Source organism: Microbacterium sp. ZW T2_14, from assembly GCF_044987405.1.
In the GTDB taxonomy this organism is placed as follows: domain Bacteria; phylum Actinomycetota; class Actinomycetes; order Actinomycetales; family Microbacteriaceae; genus Microbacterium.
Window position 1 is genome coordinate 1 of record NZ_JBJDRK010000009.1, and the last position, 15,453, is coordinate 15,453.

The following is a 15,453-nucleotide window of genomic DNA, read 5'->3' on the forward strand; positions in this document are numbered from 1 at the left end:
GGCGGGGGCCGGCTCGGCCGCGCGTGCGGGAGCAGCACCCGATTCGTACGCCGCCAGCTTGGCCCGCAGTTCCTCGGCCTCGGCGATGGACTTGCGCCACTCCACGACGATCTCGTCGAGGAAATCGTCCACCTCATCGGGGTCGAAACCCTCCTTGAAGCGGACGTGCTGGAACTGCTTGGTGACGACGTCATCGGGGGTCAATGCCATGGTGATTCCTCTTTCGAGCGTCTGGTCGCTGGCCGATGTCGGGGCGACCGCCGGCTGGCGGCCGTTCGTATCAGCAAAGCATAGTCATCGGTTCTGGGAGTGTCGAAGACGACGCGACGGTCGGCGCGCGTCGTCGGTTCAGCCCGCGAGGGTGCGCGTGATGCTGAGCAGGATGAAGCAGCCCAGCATCGTCAGCGCGAACCCGAAGTCGATCGCGACGGCACCCACGCGCAGCGGCGGAATGAAGCGCCGGAACAGCCTGATGGGCGGGTCGGTGACGGTGTAGATCAGCTCCGCGACGACGAGCCCGGCGCCCCGCGGGCGCCATTCGCGGTTGAAGAACGGAATCCAATCGAGGATCAGCCGCGCCAGCAATACGAAGACATAGAGCAGCAGCGCGAGGTTGAGGATCGCTGCGATGAGTTGTACGACGGCCACGAAGCCAGACTACGGCTGCGTGAAGGGGACCGAGTCCGGGTCCGCCTGGGCGACGGCTCCGTCGCCCGACACGGCGACGTTCTCGGGCGAGAGCAGGAACACCTTGCTCGTGACACGCTCGATGCGGCCGTACAGGCCCAGGGAGAGCCCGCTGGCGAAGTCGATCAGACGGCGCGCGTCGGCGTCGCTCATCTGCGAGAGGTTGATGATGACGGGGATGCCGTCACGGAAGTTCTCGGCGATGATCTGGGCGTCCCGGTACTGCTTGGGGTGCACCGTGAGGATCTCGTTGATCGTCGCGGGAGCCGGCTGACGCACGACCGCGGGGCGGTGGATCGGGGTGATCGGCGCTGCGGGCTTGTCGACCACCTGCTCCGACTTCCGAGCACGCGGCTGGGGCGCCGGCTCTTCGTAGACCTCTTCCTCGTCGGCGAGGCCGAGGTACACCATGGTCTTCTTGAGCGGGTTCGACATCTGATCCTCCGTAGTGCTCATCTGTTCCGAGGTTAACCGTGTTGTGGTCTGGGGCCGGTGATTGCCGAACCGATCCGAAGGTGTGTCGCGCCGGCGGCGATCGCTTCCGCGAAGTCGGCCGTCATGCCGGCGGAGATCCAGTCCGCGTCGGGCACGACCGTGCGCACGGCGCCCGAGAGGGTGTTCAGCCGCGCGAATGCGGCCGCCGGCGGCTCGTCGAGCGGCGCGACGGCCATGACGCCGCGCACGCGCAGCGACGCGAGCGCGGCGACGTGCGAGGCGAGCGCCTCGAGATCGCCGGGGTCGACTCCACCGCGACCGGGGTCGTCGGTGAGGTTGACCTGCAGCAGCACGTCCAGCGCCGGCTCGTCGGGCTCGCCGGCCGCGTCCAGCGCATCGGCGAGGCGCGCGCGGTCGAGCGAATGGACGACGGATGCCGCGCCACGGATCGCGCGCGCCTTGTTGGTCTGCGCCTGCCCGATGAAATGCCAGCGCAGGCCGGGGAGATCGCCGACCTCGACGACCTTGCGGCTGAACTCCTGCTGCCGGTTCTCCCCCACGTCGCGGACGCCGAGCTCGTAGAGCTCGCCGACGAGCGACGCGGGGTGGAACTTGGTCACGACGATGCGCGTGAGCGACGACGGATCGCGACCGGCCGCGCGCGCGGCATCCGCAATCCGCTCATCGATCGTCGCGAGACGCGCGCGCAGTTCTCCCACGGCCGAGCGAGCCGACCGTTTACTTGAGGAAGTCGGGGATGTCGAGATCGTCATCGCCGAACGCCGCGTCGTACGACGACTCGGTGACCGCGCCGACGGGCACCGGCACGGCCGACTGCTCGACGACGTCGCGGTCCTTGGCGGCCTCGTCGGCGGGCGTCACCGGCACAGCGGGCGTCGAGACGATGCGCGACGCCGTGATCGGCTCGATGCGCTTCTCGGGCTCGCCGCCGTCGAAGCCGGCCGCGATGACGGTGACGCGCACCTCGTCGCCGAGCGTGTCGTCGATGACCGTTCCGAAGATGATGTTGGCCTCCGGATGCGCGGCCTCCTTGACGAGCTGCGCGGCGTCGTTGATCTCGAAGATGCCGAGGTTCGATCCGCCCTGGATCGACAGGAGCACACCGTGCGCGCCCTCGATCGACGCTTCGAGCAGCGGCGACTCGACCGCGAGCTCGGCGGCCTTGATGGCACGATCGGCGCCGCGTGCGGAGCCGATGCCCATGAGGGCCGAACCTGCTCCCTGCATGACCGACTTCACGTCGGCGAAGTCGAGGTTGATGAGACCCGGCGTGGTGATGAGATCGGTGATGCCCTGCACACCGGCGAGGAGCACCTGGTCGGCCGTCGCGAACGCCTCGATCATCGAGATGCCGCGGTCGCTGATCTCGAGGAGGCGGTCGTTCGGCACCACGATGAGGGTGTCGACCTCTTCCTTGAGCTTCGCGACGCCGGTCTCGGCCTGCTGCTGGCGTCGGCGGCCCTCGAACGAGAAGGGCTTGGTCACGACACCGATGGTGAGCGCGCCGATCGACTTGGCGATCTTCGCGACCACCGGCGCGCCGCCGGTGCCCGTGCCGCCGCCTTCGCCCGCGGTCACGAAGACCATGTCGGCGCCGCGCAGCGCTTCTTCGATCTCTTCCGCATGGTCTTCGGCCGCGCGGCGACCCACCTCCGGGTCGGCGCCTGCGCCGAGCCCGCGGGTCAGCTCGCGCCCCACATCGAGCTTGACGTCGGCGTCGCTCATCAGCAGCGCCTGGGCGTCGGTGTTGATGGCGATGAACTCGACGCCCCGCAGGCCGAGCTCGATCATGCGGTTGACCGCGTTGACGCCGCCGCCGCCGACGCCGACGACCTTGATGACGGCGAGGTAGTTCTGGTTCTGGCTCATGCCGGCCTCCGTAGCCCTGGACCTTCTAAACCTTCAACCTCTAGTAGAGGTATAAAGAATTGCCCGGTATGCAATTCCTTGACTCGAAAGTAAGCGGACACTGCGCTCGCGCCCGCAACGCATCGGCGTGTCGCGGCATCCCGTCGCGGAAGTCGTGACGTCGGCGTCAGCGGATGACGATCGCGTCGGGCGACGACACGTCATAGCTGGAGACATCGGCCGGCGGCCGGGCCGCCATGGCGGTGGCCAGCACCACCGCCTTGCGCGCGGACTGCTCGGCACTCCCCCACACGACCTGCGCGTTCGAACCGCCCAGTGTGAGGGTGACGTCGTCGGGCGTGGAGGCCGTCACTTCCGTCACCTGCGCGCGGATGTCGTCGGGCAGCGACCGCATCACCTGTCCCGCCGCGGCGAAGGCGTCCGAATCCACACCGCCGGTGACCGTGAGCAGGGGTGTGCCGGGACTCGGCTCGCCCGACGCCGTGGTCGACAGCGCGACGCCGGCCGCATCGACGAGCGTGTACCCCGCGCGGGTCTCGATGAGTCCGATCGGCGTGCGCTCGACGATGCGCACCACCAGCTCGTGGGGCGGACGCGCCTCGAGCGCGTAGGTCTCGATCAACGGGAACGCGACGAGCTCGGCCTTCACGGCGCTCTCGTCCACAAGAGGCAGAGGCGTGCCGAGCTGTCCGGACAGCGCGTCGGCGACGTCGTCGGCTGCAAGCTGCTGCGCGCCCACCACCGTGATCTTCTCGACTCCGAACAGCGGGCTGTACGCGGCGCCGATGGTGCCGAGAGCGAGGAGGACCACGGATGCCGCGACTCCGAGCCAGATCGCGCGCCGGCGTCGCTGACGCACGGTGAAGCGGCGGATCTCGGCGCGCAGCGCCTTGCGCCGCGCCCGCGAGGCCTTCCAGACCTCGCGGAAGCCGACGTCGCCGGCATCCGGAGTCTTTCCGCGCGAGGTCTTCTCGCGGGGGGTCTTCTCACCATCCGGCACCCGCCCGGGGTCCGCCGCAGAGGCCGTCTCCGGCCGAGCCGTCGGCGGCGCCAACGGGATGACGGGCGCCGTTTCGTTCTCGTCGAGGGGCAGCCCCTCCGTGTGCTCCGGCTCCGGGACATCGGTGGGTCGGGGCTCGCGGGATCGTTCGTCCGAGACCGGCCGCGTCGGCGCGGCAGCACTCGCCGCGCCGCGCGAGGCGACCGGCGGCTGCGGCAACGGCGACGGGCGGCGCATGCGGTCCTACTCCGTCGGGCTCGTGGTCTCGGCCGGGTGAGACGCGCCGGCGGTCGCGCGACCCAGCGCCTCGAGCACCTGCGGGATGATCAGGTTCACGTTGCCGCAGCCGAGGGTGATCACGTAGTCGCCGTCTCGGGCGACCGAGGCGGTGTAGTCGGCGGCCTCCTGCCAGTCCGGCACGAAGTGCACGTGCGACGGGTCGGCGAAGGCGTCGCTCACGAGCTCGCCGGTCACGCCCGGCACGGGATCCTCCCGGGCACCGTACACATCCAGCATGACGGTGTGGTCGGCATAGCGCTCGAGCACATCGGCGAACTCCTGGTACATGTCCTTCGTCCGGGAGTACGTGTGGGGCTGCTGGATCGCGATGATGCGCCCCTCGCCCACGACGGTGCGAGCGGCTGCCAGGGCCGCCGCGACCTCGGTCGGGTGGTGGGCGTAGTCGTCGAAGACGCTGACGCCGCGTTCGACCCCGTGCAGCTCGAAGCGCCGCACCGTGCCTGAGAAGCCTTCGACCGCGCGCACTGCGGGCTGGAGCTCGTGGCCGAGTGTCAGGAGCACCGCGACGGCTCCTGCGGCGTTGATCGCATTGTGCGCACCGGGGATCGGCAGCCGGGCGTCGACGGTGGTCCCGGCGTGCGTGATGCGGAAGGAGACGGGTCCGTCCGTGATGATGTCGCTCACGCGCACCGTCGCATCCTCGGACTCACCGAAGGTGACGACATGCGGATGGGTGAGCTGCGCGGCCACCAGCCGGGCGCCGGCATCGTCGGACGAGATGACGACGGCTTCTCGCGCCTCGTTCGCGAACCGGGCGAACGCGCCGTAGAACGCCTCTCGCGTGCCCCAGTGATCGAGGTGGTCGGGGTCGACGTTGGTGATGAGGGCGATCGACGTGTCGTACAGGAGGAACGTCCCGTCCGACTCGTCCGCCTCGATGACGAAGAGGCCGTCGCGCCCGCTGCCGCTCGACACGCCGAGCTGTGCGATCACACCGCCGTTGACGAACGTGGGGTCCACGTCCAGGTCGCGCAGCGCCGTCACGATCATGCCCGTCGACGTCGTCTTGCCGTGCGCACCGGCGACCGACACGAGCCGGCGTCCGCCGATGAGCCAGTGCAGCGCCTGCGAACGGTGGATCACGTGCAGGCCGCGCTCCTTGGCGAGCAGGAACTCGGGGTTCTCGGGCCAGATCGCACCGGTGTGCACGACGGTGTCGACGTCGTCGGCGAGGTTCGCCGCGTCGTGACCGACGTAGACCGTCGCCCCGAGCTCGGCGAGTTCGCGCAGCCCCTTGCTGTCGGCGCGGTCGGACCCGGACACGCGGATGCCGCGCTCCAGGAACATGCGGGCGAGCCCCGACATGCCGGATCCGCCGATTCCGATGAAGTGGGCGGCGGTGATGTCGTCGGGGATGGGAAGACTGAGATCGGGTCTGATCATGGCCCGTCAATCCTAAGTTGGGCGGCGGTGACCACGGCCCCGGCGCGCTGAGGCAGGTGGTGTGCGCCTCGAGTTTGTGTTGACACATTGGTACAGAACGCGTACAAAGGAGGCGTGAACATCGATGACGAGGTCGTGAAGGCCTTGAACGCCGCATTCCTCCTCGTCCTGCTGCTGCTGTGCGTCGGGCTTGTCATCGCGATGTCTTCGAAGACGTCCGCGTACGCCCGCGCAGACCGATTCTCGGTGCGCGTGCGCCTTCCATACGGAACCACGACGACCCGGGAATCGGTCGTTCGGCGGGGTCGTGTCAGCAGCCTCACGACAGCCGTCACGATGCTGGTGATGACGGTGGCCCTTTCACCGCTCCTACTCGCTCCCGTTGCGGTCAACCCGGCATTTCCGATCATCGTGGTCATCCCAGTGCTCGTCGCGACAGGGTTCGCCTCGGCCGTCGTCAGCGTCCGGGAGCGACTTTTCCGGCCTGCACCCGACGCACCGCGAGTGGCCCGAGCCCGTGCACTGGGCGCGGTGGATTATCTCGATCGATTCCGGCTCGTGCTGCCGTGGACTCTCGCCGTAGCTGCTGTCCTCGCGTTCACAATGCTCGCCCTGCAGTGGGTCCGCCAGCCGTCCCGCGTGGACGACGCCTACGCAGCAGCTGCGGTCTTCGCACTGGTCCTCACCGCAGTCGTGCTCGTCGCGCTGCCACCCGTGGAGCGACTGGTGCTGGCGCAGCCGCAGCCGGCCACGGACACCCTGGAACTCGCATGGGACGACGCGTTCCGCACGACGACGCTCAGCGCGCTGCGACTTTCCGCGGCGCTGCCCGCCTGGTTGGCATGTGCGCTCGCGCTGGCCGCCCTCTGGCTGGGGGCAGACGGACTGTTCAGCACATTCGCGAGCCAGGTGCCCACGTGGGGCGTCATCGCCCTCACGTTCCTCTACCCGAGCACGGGACGCCGTCTTCGCGCCGGGCTCTACCCGGAATGGCTCCGCCGACCCGTCGCCGCGGAAGGGACTGCCGCATGATCGTCATCGACCCGTCCTCGCCTGTCCCCCCGTTCGAGCAGCTCCGCGCCGGCCTGGTCGACGCCGTCGCGTCCGGTGAGCTTGCCGCCGGCGCACGGCTTCCCACGGTCCGCCGCCTTGCCGAAGACCTGGGCATCGCACCCGGCACGGTGGCACGCGCGTACCGCGAGCTCGAGGCATCCGGCATCATCGAGACCCGTGGCCGCAACGGCACGTTCGTCGCGTTCGACGCCGATCCGGCTCGTCAGCAGCTCCAGCGCGCCGCCGCCGCCTTCGCCGAGCAGGTGCGGGAGTTGCGCCTCGACGCCGACGAGGCGCTCGCGATCGTCACCGCCGCGCTGCGGGGCGGTGAGGCGTCACCCGCGTCCTGAATGCTGGAGGGCCTCGTCGATCATCGCGACGACGTTCTCGGTTCCGGTGCGGGTGCCGACGGATGCCGCCGCCGCCGCCATCGCGGCACGCCGGGTTTCGTCGGTGAGGAGCGGGATGACCTCGGAGCGCACGCGGTCACCCGTGAACCCGGCATCCGGAATCAGCATCGCGGCTCCGGCGCGGACGGCGGACGCGGCGTTGAGAGCCTGCTCGCCGTTGCCGACGGCGTACGGGACGTAGACGGTCGGGATGCCGAGCGCGCTGATCTCGCTGACCGTCGCGGCACCGGCGCGCGACACGACGACGTCCGCCAGCGCGAAGGCGAGGTCCATGCGGTCGAGGTAGCGGCGCACCGCGTATCCCGGCACGCCCGGGTCGGTCAGCGTCGAACGCTCCCCCGTCGCGTGCAGCAGCTGCCAGCCGGCGTCCAGCACGTCGCGCCAGGCGGCTCCGTGCCCCTCGCCGAACGCCTCGTTGAGCCGCTGGGCGCCGAGAGAGCCGCCGAAGACCAGCACGACAGGCTTCGCCGGGTCGAGCCCGAAGTACTCGGCCGCCTCCGCCCGGAGCGCCCCGCGGTCGAGGCTCACGATCTCGCGGCGCAGCGGCATCCCCACGACCCGCGAACGCTTCAGCGGCGTGCCCTCGAAGGCGACACCGACACCCGCGGCTCGGCGCGCGCCGAGCACGTTCGCCAGACCGGGGCGCGCGTTCGCCTCGTGCACGACGAACGGCACGCGCGCGCGGCGGGCCGCGACGTAGGCGGGCGCCGATGCGTAGCCGCCGAACCCCACGAGGACATCGACCCCGCGCTCGGCGATGTGACGGCGCACCTGAGCGATCGCCCGCGGGAACCGCGCCGGGAACGCGGCCGCTGCCGTGTTCGGGCGCCGCGGGAACGGCACCTTGTCGACGAACAGCAGCTCGTAGCCGCGTTCGGGCACGAGCCGCGCCTCGAGTCCTTCGCGGGTGCCGAGCACGAGCACCTCGGCCTCGGGATCCCGTGCGCGCAGCGCATCGGCGACAGCGAGGAGCGGGTTGACGTGTCCGGCGGTACCGCCGCCGGCCAGGAGGTACGTCGTCACTCCCCGAGCCTACCTGGCCGCGCCGACGGGGTTCGGGGCGCACGGCGCCCGTTCGGGGCGCACGTCACCCGCCCCGAACGGTCGCGCCGCGCCCCAAACCCCGCGGGCACACCGAAGGTGACGGCACGACGACGGTCGGGACGGATGCCCAGGCTCAGCGGACGGCGCGGAGCTTCGCGCGCTCGCGCGCGGCCCGCGCGGCGGCGATGGCGGCCTCACGCCGGGCGACGGAGGCCGGGAGGGAGCGCGCGAACGCGAGCAGCACCCCGGATGCGAGCAGCACCGACAGCAGCGACGTGCCGCCCTGCGACATGAACGGCAGCGGCACACCGAGGACGGGGAGCACGCGCAGCACGACGCCGATGTTGATGAGCGCCTGCCCGATGATCCACACGGTGATGCCGCCTGCGGCGATGCGCACGAACGGATCGTCGGTCTTGCGGATGACGTGGAAAGCGCCGACGGCGAACAGGGCGAAGAGCGTCAGCACCACAGCGCAGCCGATGAGACCGAGCTCCTCACCGACGATCGCGAAGATGTAGTCGTTCGCCGCGGCCGGCAGCCAGTCGTACTTCTCGCGCGAATTGCCGAGGCCCAGCCCGAAGACGCCGCCGCTGGCGAGACCCCAGATGCCGTGCAGCGGCTGGTAGCAGGAGTTGAGGTAGTCGGCGAGGCAGTCCTGATCCAGGAAGCTCATGATGCGCTTCATGCGGTTCGGGCTGGTGATCGCGAACACCGCGAGCCCCGCCGCAGCGACCAGCAGCGGGATCACGAACAGCCGCAGCTTGACGTTGGAGAAGAACAGGGCGCCCAGGAGGACGAGCACCAGGATGATCACCGTGCCGAGATCGTGTCCGGCGAGGACGGTGGCGAAGACGGCGATCGATACCGGCACGACCGGGATGAACACGTGCTGCCACTTGCTCAGCAGGGTCTGTTTGCGGAACAGCACGAACGCCAGCCAGAGCGCCAGACCGAGCTTGAGGAACTCGGACGGCTGTGCCTGCACGCCGCCGATGTTGATCCAGTTGCGGTTGCCGTCGTTGTCGATGCCCAGCGGCGTGAACACGAGCATCTGGACCGCCACGCCGACGATGAGCGCGGGCCACGCGATCTTCTTGTAGAAGCTGATCGGCAGACGGCTGGCGATGAACATGAGGGGGATGCTCACCGCGGCGAACATCACCTGCTTCAGCACCATCTCCCAGGGGGCCTCGCCCTGGGCGGTGGCGGTCGCCGACGTCGCCGACAGCACCATGACGAGGCCGAAGACCGTCAGCAGGAGCGCCGTGGAGGCGATGAGCAGGAACTCGCTGGGCACCGGCGCGAAGACGCGGCCGAGCGAGACGCGGGCGGCGAGCCCGCGTCGCGCGGGAGGCTCAGGCGGAGTCGGGGTCTCCCGGGTTCGGGGCGGCTGCGTCGTGGTCATCCGGCTCCCCCGTTCCGATCCGTTCCCTCACCGCCGCAGCGAATCTGCGACCGCGGTCCGCATACGACGCGAACTGGTCGAAGGATGCCGCGGCGGGAGCGAGCAGAACCACGTCCCCGTCACGCGCCACCCCTGCCGCCAGCTCCACGACCTGCGCCATGACCTCTTCAGTCTCAGCGGCGTCGACCTCGAATACCGGCACCGCCGGCGCGTGTCGCTCGAACGCGGCGACCACCGCTGTCCGGTCGACGCCGATCACGATGGCCGCTTTCGCGCCGGCACCGCGACCCGACACGAGCTCGGAGACGTCGACGCCTTTGAGCAGACCGCCGACGACCCACACGGCGCCCGGGTAGGCGGCGAGCGACGAGGCTGCCGCGTGCGGGTTGGTGGCCTTGGAGTCGTCGACCCAGGTGATGCCGCCGTGGCGCGCGATGACCTCGATGCGGTGCGGGTCCAGCCGGAAGGCGCGCAGGGCATCCCGGATCGCCGCAGGCGCGACGTCCAGCGAGCGCGCCAGCGCGGCAGCCGCCAGGACGTTGGAGACGATGTGCGGAGCGGCGAGGCCCAGCGAGGCGAGCTCGTCGACCGTGGTGAGCTCCAGCGCGCTGGTGCGGCGGTCGTCGAGGAAGGCGCGGTCGACGACGATGCCGTCGACGAGACCGAGGTCGCTCGGCCCCGGCACGCCGAGGTCGAAGCCGATGGCGCGCGCGCCCTCGACCACCTCGGCGTCTTCGACCATGCGCTGGGTCGCGGCATCCGCTTTGTTGTAGACGCACGCGACACGCGTGTTGTCGTACACGTGCGCCTTGGCCACGCGGTACTCGTCGAAGGAGCCGTGCCACTCGAGGTGGTCGTCGGCGAGATTCAGGCAGACGGCCGCCCACGGCGACAGCGGGTCGGGCGAGTCCTGCAGCCCCAGGTACCAGAGCTGGTGGCTCGACAGCTCGACCACGAGGGCGTCGAAGCCGGACGGGTCGCGCACGGCGTCGAGCACCGGCGTGCCGATGTTGCCCACCGGCGCTGCCCGCAGTCCGCCCGCCACGAGCATGTTCGCGGCGAGGCGCGTGGTCGTGGTCTTGCCGTTGGTGCCGGTGATGAGAAGCCACTCCGCCGGCGTGCCGTCCGCGCGCAGGACCTTGTCGCGCACGCGCCAGGCGAGCTCGACGTCGCCCCAGAGCGCGATGTCGTTCTGCAGCGCCCACGCGATGACGGGATGCCGCGGCGAGAAGCCGGGCGACGCCACGACGACCTCGGGCGAGAAGTCGGCGAGCTCCGCGGGCACGGACGCGAGCGACCCTGTCCACAGGCGCGCCCCGATGACCGGAAGCAGCCGCGCGTACTCCTCATCGGCCTGCTCCGTGGCGACGAGGACGTCGGCGCCGAGCTCGGCCAGGGTGTCGGCGACCGAGAAGCCGGTGACCGACATCCCGAGCACCGCGACGCGGAGGCCCTTCCAATCGGCGTTCCAGCTGGTGAGGGCGGACAGTCGTTCCGAGGTCATGTGCGGGAGAGCCATTCGACGTAGAAGAATCCGACCCCCGACACCGCGAGGAGACCGGCGATGATCCACATGCGCACCACGATCGTGACCTCCGACCAGCCGCGCAGTTCGAGGTGGTGGTGGAACGGGCTCATCAGGAACAGGCGTTTGCCGCGCGTGATCTTGAAGTAGAGACGCTGCAGGATCACAGAACCCGGCCCGATGATGAAGACGCCGGCGACCAGCACGGCGAGCAGCTCGGTGCGGGTGAGGATCGCCATCGCGGCGATCACGCCGCCGATGGCCATCGATCCGACGTCACCCATGAAGACCTTGGCCTTCGGCGCGTTCCACCACAGGAACCCGATCAGAGCGCCGACGAACGACGCCGAGACGATCGCCAGGTCGAACGGGTCGCGGGTCGGATAGCAGGCGGCCTTGGCGGCTGCCGACAGCGCCTCCCCGCCCCAGCACGCCTGGTTGAACTGCCAGAAGGCGATCAGGCTGTACGCGCCGATCACGAAGATGCCGGCGCCGGCGGCCATGCCGTCGAGGCCGTCGGTCACGTTGGTGCTGTTGGAGAAGGCCACGCCGATGAACGTCACCCAGGCGAGATAGAGGATCCATCCGACGATGAGCCCGAGCGTCATGAAGCCGAGCACCGGCACGTCGCGGAACACGGAGATGTACGGCGAGGCCGGCGTCTGGTCGAACTCGTTCGGGAAGTTCAGGGCCACGATGCCGAACGGCACCGTCACGATGACCTGCCCCAGGATCTTGCGCCAGCCGCTCAGCCCCATGAACTTCTGCTGGCGCACCTTCATGTAGTCGTCGATGAAGCCGACCGCGCCCAGTCCGACCATCATCCAGATCACCAGCAGACCCGAGACGGTCGGCGGGTTGTTGCCGACGTAGCAGCCGACCAGGTAGCCGACGATCGTGCCGACGATGAAGATCGTGCCGCCCATCGTGGGGATGCCGCGCTTCGCCTTGTGGTTGGGGTTGCGGATGTCCTCCGGGGTGCGGATCACCTGTCCCCAGCCCCACTTGCGGAAGAGCCGCAGGAAGACGGGGGTGAGGAAGAGGGTGAATGCCAGCGAGATCGCCGCCGCCGTCAGGAGAGATCTCACGAGAACGATTCTCCCAGACGATCACCCAGGAACCGCAGTCCTGCCGAGTTCGACGACTTCACGAGCACGCGGTCACCGTCTCGCAGCTCGCCCTGCAGGTAGTCGAACGCCTGGTCGGCGGTGGCGAAGAAGACGGCCTCGTTGTCCCACGAGCCCTGTGCGACAGCTTCGAGGTACATCCGGCGCGCAGCGTCGCCGACGACGACGATGCGCTGGATGCCCAGCCGCACCGCCAGCAGGCCCACGCGGTCGTGCTCGTCCTCGGCGTACTCGCCGAGCTCGCTCATCGCCCCCAGCACGGCGACGGTACGCTCCCCCGGGCCGGTGATCTGGGCGAGGGTGCGCAGCGCGGCCGACATCGAGTCGGGGCTGGCGTTGTACGCGTCGTTGATGATGCGCACGCGATCCGATCCGAGCGGCTGCATACGCCACCGTTCGGCGATCTCAACCGTCTCCAGGCGAGCCACGGCGTCCGCCAGCGACACCCCGAGCGTGGTCGCGGCGGCGATGGCGGCGAGGGCGTTCATGACGTGGTGCTCGCCCAGCACACGCAGTCGCAGCGGCAGCGAGGCGCCGTCGGCGGTCACCGTGAAGGATGTTCCGGATGCCGTCACCACGACGTCGTCGGCGCGCACCTCGGCGGCCGGGCCGCGGCCGAACCACCGAACGCTCGCGCCCTGCTCCGCGGCGATCGGCGCCATCGCGGCGACGCGGGCGTCATCCGCGTTGAGCACGGCCACTCCCCTGTCGCCCAGCGCGCGCACCAGCTCGGACTTGGCGTGGAACGTGGCCTCGATGCCGCCGAACCCGCCGGCGTGCGCCATGCCGACCATGAGCACGACGCCGACGTCGGGGTCGACGAGCCCCGCCAGTCGGGCGATCTCGCCGGGCGCGCTCGCGCCGAACTCGCTCACGAGGAACTTCGTGGTGTCGGTGACGCGCAGCATCGTGAGCGGCGCGCCGACCTCGTTGTTGAAGGATGCCTTCGGCGAGACGGTCTCGCCCTCGCCCTCGAGGATGCGTGCGAGCAGGTTCTTGGTGGTGGTCTTGCCGTTGGAGCCGGTGATGCCGACGACGCGCAGCTCTCCGCCCGTCCGGACGCGCTGCACGACCTCGCGGGCGAGCGCGGCGAGTGCCGCGACGACGTCGGGCACGACGATCTGCGTCACTGCGGCGTCGACCCGGCGCTCCACGAGCGCCAGGGCGGCGCCGTTCGCGACGGCGGCGTCGACGAACAGGTGTCCGTCGGTCTCTTCGCCGGGCTTGGCGACGAACACCCCGCCCGGGCGGATGAGCCGGGAATCGGTGTCGACGGCCCCCGAGATCAGCGTGTCGGGCGTGTCGCCGTCGGCGAGGTGCGTCTCGCCCGCGATGGCATGGGCGATCTGGGCGATGGTGAGCGCGATCATCTGGGGGACTCTCCGTCGGGTGGGGAGGCTACCCGAACTTGGGCAGCAGCTCCGGCGACGTCGTCGAGGGCATGACGCGGTAGGTCTTGAGAACCTGGGTCATGGCCTTCTGGAACGCGGTCGCGTTGGCCGCAGACGATGTTACCTTCGTCGGCTCGTCGAGCGTGACGACGACCACGTACTGGGGGTCGTCGGCGGGGGCGAAACCGACCATCGTCGTGTAGTAGACGCCCTGCTTGTAGCCGCCGTGGCCGTCGCTCTTCTCGCCGGTGCCGGTCTTTCCGCCGATCCGGTATCCGGGAATCGCGACGGTCTTGGCGTAGGGCGCCTGCAGGAAGACGTTCTCGAGCATCTGGCGCATCTCAGCCGAAGTGCTTTCGCTGAGGACGCGCTCGGGCTCGGCGACCTCCGGTTCGACCACCGTGCCGTCCGCCTTCGTGCAGGACTCGATGATCTGCAGCGGCATGCGGACGCCGCCGTTGACGATCGCGCCGTACGCGCGGGCGAGCTCGGGCATCGTCGTGGTCACACCCTGCCCGAACGAGGTGTTGTACGTCGTCTGCGCACCCCACTGGTCGGCGGGATAGACCAGGCCGTTCTCCTCGCCCGGGTACCCGGACGCGGTCCCCTGGCCGATGCCGAAGCGCTGGAAGTAGTCGTAGCGCGTCTGCTTGTCGACCTTCTCGCTGAACTTCGAGATTCCCGCGTTGGACGAGTCGATGAGCACGCCGGTCAGCGTGTAGGTGTTCGCGGGGTGCTTGAACGAGTCCCGCACCCGCGCACCGTCGGCGAAGTGCTCCTCGCTGGAGGCGACGACCGTCGAGGTGGGAGTCTGCCCTCCGGCGTCGATGACGGTCGCCGCGGTGAGGCCCTTGAACGTCGATCCGGGCTCGAATGTGCCGAGGAAGATCTGGCTGGTGCGGTCCTTGACGTCGGTGGCGTCGACGTTGTTCGGGTCGACGGTCGGGTACTCGGCGGCGGCCCGCACCTTCCCGGTCTTGACCTCGTACACGAGGATCGAGCCGTGCTGGGCGACCATGTTCTGGGTCTGCTCGGCGATGAGCTGCTGCAGATACCACTGCAGGTCCCGGTTGATGGTCAGCTCCAGCGTGCCGCCGTCGGTCGCGGGGCTCTCCACCTCGGTGCCGGGGATCACGACCCCGTCCTTCCCCTTCTCGTAGGTGCGGGTGCCGTTCGTGGCGGCGAGGCAGTCGTTCTGCGAGCGCTCGAGGCTCTCCTGCGGCTTTCCATCCGTGCCGACGAATCCGACGAGGTTGCCGGCGACGGCGCCGTCGGGGTACGCCCGCGCCGGATGCGGCATGCAGGTGATGTAGGGGGCCTTGAGGTCGGCGAGCTCGCGGAACGTCTCCGTCGACACGCTCTTCTTCAGGTAGGCGAACTCCGAGTCCGGATTCTCCGCGAGCGCGGTGGCGACGATGCCGCGCACCTCCTCCGGCGTCTGCCCGGTGATCCGGGCGACGTCATCCGAGACGTCCGCCCAGAGCCTCGACTTCGACTTGCCCTCGAGCACTGACGCGTCGGTCTGCCTGATCAGCAGCGGCGAGAGCTGACAGTCGTACTGCAGGATGCTGCCGGCCAGCACCTGGCCGTTCTCGTCGACGATGGCGCCGCGCGTGCCGTAGAGCGTCTGCTCGCTGGCGAAGGCGGTGTCGAGCGAGTCCTTCACGTGGTCATCGGCGTTCACGACCTGGATGTCGACGAGGCGCACGATGAAGCCGGCGAGGACGGCGAGGACGACGGCGAGGGCGACGACGGTGCGGCGGCGGGGACTTCTCGTGCTTCGTGTCGTCATGTGCGTCT

General features: G+C 69.7%; 15 protein-coding genes. 2 read left to right on the top strand and 13 right to left on the bottom strand.

Annotation, left to right across the window (positions count from 1 at the left end):
• From ACI3KY_RS04780 to murC, 7 genes are all read right to left on the bottom strand, one after another.
• On the bottom strand, positions 1–210 hold a 210-nt coding region (locus ACI3KY_RS04780), incomplete at its 3' end, for a DivIVA domain-containing protein (RefSeq protein ID WP_404929062.1).
• A 138-nt stretch (positions 211–348) separates the two neighbouring features.
• The gene (locus ACI3KY_RS04785) at positions 349–648 is read right to left on the bottom strand and encodes a YggT family protein (RefSeq protein WP_404929063.1); all 300 of its coding nucleotides are present in this window, start codon (positions 646–648) and stop codon (positions 349–351) included.
• A gap of 9 nt (positions 649–657) precedes the next feature.
• Complete coding sequence (locus tag ACI3KY_RS04790) at positions 658–1,122, bottom strand: cell division protein SepF (protein ID WP_404929151.1); 465 nt, start codon at positions 1,120–1,122, stop codon at positions 658–660.
• Between the two features lie 32 nt (positions 1,123–1,154).
• Positions 1,155–1,841, bottom strand: a complete 687-nt coding sequence (locus ACI3KY_RS04795; protein ID WP_404929064.1) for a YggS family pyridoxal phosphate-dependent enzyme — start codon at positions 1,839–1,841, stop codon at positions 1,155–1,157.
• A 19-nt stretch (positions 1,842–1,860) separates the two neighbouring features.
• Positions 1,861–3,012, bottom strand: a complete 1,152-nt coding sequence (ftsZ, locus tag ACI3KY_RS04800) for a cell division protein FtsZ (RefSeq protein WP_404929065.1) — start codon at positions 3,010–3,012, stop codon at positions 1,861–1,863.
• Between the two features lie 166 nt (positions 3,013–3,178).
• Positions 3,179–4,012, bottom strand: coding sequence for an FtsQ-type POTRA domain-containing protein (locus ACI3KY_RS04805; protein ID WP_404929066.1), 834 nt, complete (start codon positions 4,010–4,012; stop codon positions 3,179–3,181).
• Positions 4,013–4,255: 243 nt separating this feature from the next.
• A complete protein-coding gene (murC, locus tag ACI3KY_RS04810; protein WP_404929067.1) occupies positions 4,256–5,695 on the bottom strand; it encodes a UDP-N-acetylmuramate--L-alanine ligase in 1,440 nt (479 codons plus the stop codon).
• Between the two features lie 114 nt (positions 5,696–5,809).
• On the opposite strand from murC, the gene ACI3KY_RS04815 reads away from it, so the two are divergent.
• Together ACI3KY_RS04815 and ACI3KY_RS04820 are read left to right on the top strand one after the other, a co-directional pair.
• A complete protein-coding gene (locus ACI3KY_RS04815; RefSeq protein ID WP_404929068.1) occupies positions 5,810–6,727 on the top strand; it encodes a hypothetical protein in 918 nt (305 codons plus the stop codon).
• Positions 6,724–7,098 (top strand): GntR family transcriptional regulator, encoded by a 375-nt coding sequence (locus ACI3KY_RS04820; protein ID WP_404929069.1) that lies wholly within the window; start codon positions 6,724–6,726, stop codon positions 7,096–7,098. The genes ACI3KY_RS04815 and ACI3KY_RS04820 overlap by 4 nt, the downstream gene beginning before the upstream one ends.
• On the opposite strand, the gene ACI3KY_RS04825 is transcribed toward ACI3KY_RS04820, so the two are convergent.
• The 6 genes from ACI3KY_RS04825 to ACI3KY_RS04850 all read right to left on the bottom strand — a co-directional run bounded on the left by ACI3KY_RS04825 (position 7,084) and on the right by ACI3KY_RS04850 (position 15,445).
• Positions 7,084–8,181: a UDP-N-acetylglucosamine--N-acetylmuramyl-(pentapeptide) pyrophosphoryl-undecaprenol N-acetylglucosamine transferase gene (locus ACI3KY_RS04825; protein ID WP_404929070.1), complete on the bottom strand. Its 1,098-nt coding sequence runs from the start codon at positions 8,179–8,181 to the stop codon at positions 7,084–7,086. The two genes, ACI3KY_RS04820 and ACI3KY_RS04825, sit on opposite strands and share 15 nt — an antisense overlap.
• A gap of 154 nt (positions 8,182–8,335) precedes the next feature.
• The gene (gene ftsW, locus ACI3KY_RS04830) at positions 8,336–9,610 is read right to left on the bottom strand and encodes a putative lipid II flippase FtsW (RefSeq protein WP_404929071.1); all 1,275 of its coding nucleotides are present in this window, start codon (positions 9,608–9,610) and stop codon (positions 8,336–8,338) included.
• Positions 9,561–11,114 carry a UDP-N-acetylmuramoyl-L-alanine--D-glutamate ligase gene (gene murD / locus ACI3KY_RS04835; RefSeq protein ID WP_404929072.1) on the bottom strand — a complete coding sequence of 518 codons (1,554 nt, stop codon included), beginning with the start codon at positions 11,112–11,114 and terminating at the stop codon, positions 9,561–9,563. The genes ftsW and murD overlap by 50 nt, the downstream gene beginning before the upstream one ends.
• Positions 11,111–12,223 carry a phospho-N-acetylmuramoyl-pentapeptide-transferase gene (mraY, locus tag ACI3KY_RS04840; protein ID WP_404929073.1) on the bottom strand — a complete coding sequence of 371 codons (1,113 nt, stop codon included), beginning with the start codon at positions 12,221–12,223 and terminating at the stop codon, positions 11,111–11,113. The genes murD and mraY overlap by 4 nt, the downstream gene beginning before the upstream one ends.
• Entirely contained in the window at positions 12,220–13,632 is a 1,413-nt protein-coding gene (murF, locus tag ACI3KY_RS04845) for a UDP-N-acetylmuramoyl-tripeptide--D-alanyl-D-alanine ligase (RefSeq protein WP_404929074.1), read from the bottom strand. The genes mraY and murF overlap by 4 nt, the downstream gene beginning before the upstream one ends.
• Positions 13,633–13,660: 28 nt before the next feature.
• Positions 13,661–15,445 (bottom strand): peptidoglycan D,D-transpeptidase FtsI family protein, encoded by a 1,785-nt coding sequence (locus ACI3KY_RS04850; RefSeq protein ID WP_404929075.1) that lies wholly within the window; start codon positions 15,443–15,445, stop codon positions 13,661–13,663.
• Positions 15,446–15,453: the final 8 nt, after the last annotated feature.

Coding starts and splice junctions, on each gene's coding strand:
- ACI3KY_RS04790 (WP_404929151.1), bottom strand. CDS start 1,122: ATGTCGAACCCGCTCAAGAAGACCATGGTGTACCTCGGCCTCGCCGAC.
- ftsZ (WP_404929065.1), bottom strand. CDS start 3,012: ATGAGCCAGAACCAGAACTACCTCGCCGTCATCAAGGTCGTCGGCGTC.
- murC (WP_404929067.1), bottom strand. CDS start 5,695: ATGATCAGACCCGATCTCAGTCTTCCCATCCCCGACGACATCACCGCC.
- ACI3KY_RS04820 (WP_404929069.1), top strand. CDS start 6,724: ATGATCGTCATCGACCCGTCCTCGCCTGTCCCCCCGTTCGAGCAGCTC.
- ftsW (WP_404929071.1), bottom strand. CDS start 9,610: ATGACCACGACGCAGCCGCCCCGAACCCGGGAGACCCCGACTCCGCCT.
- murD (WP_404929072.1), bottom strand. CDS start 11,114: ATGACCTCGGAACGACTGTCCGCCCTCACCAGCTGGAACGCCGATTGG.
- murF (WP_404929074.1), bottom strand. CDS start 13,632: ATGATCGCGCTCACCATCGCCCAGATCGCCCATGCCATCGCGGGCGAG.
- ACI3KY_RS04850 (WP_404929075.1), bottom strand. CDS start 15,445: ATGACGACACGAAGCACGAGAAGTCCCCGCCGCCGCACCGTCGTCGCC.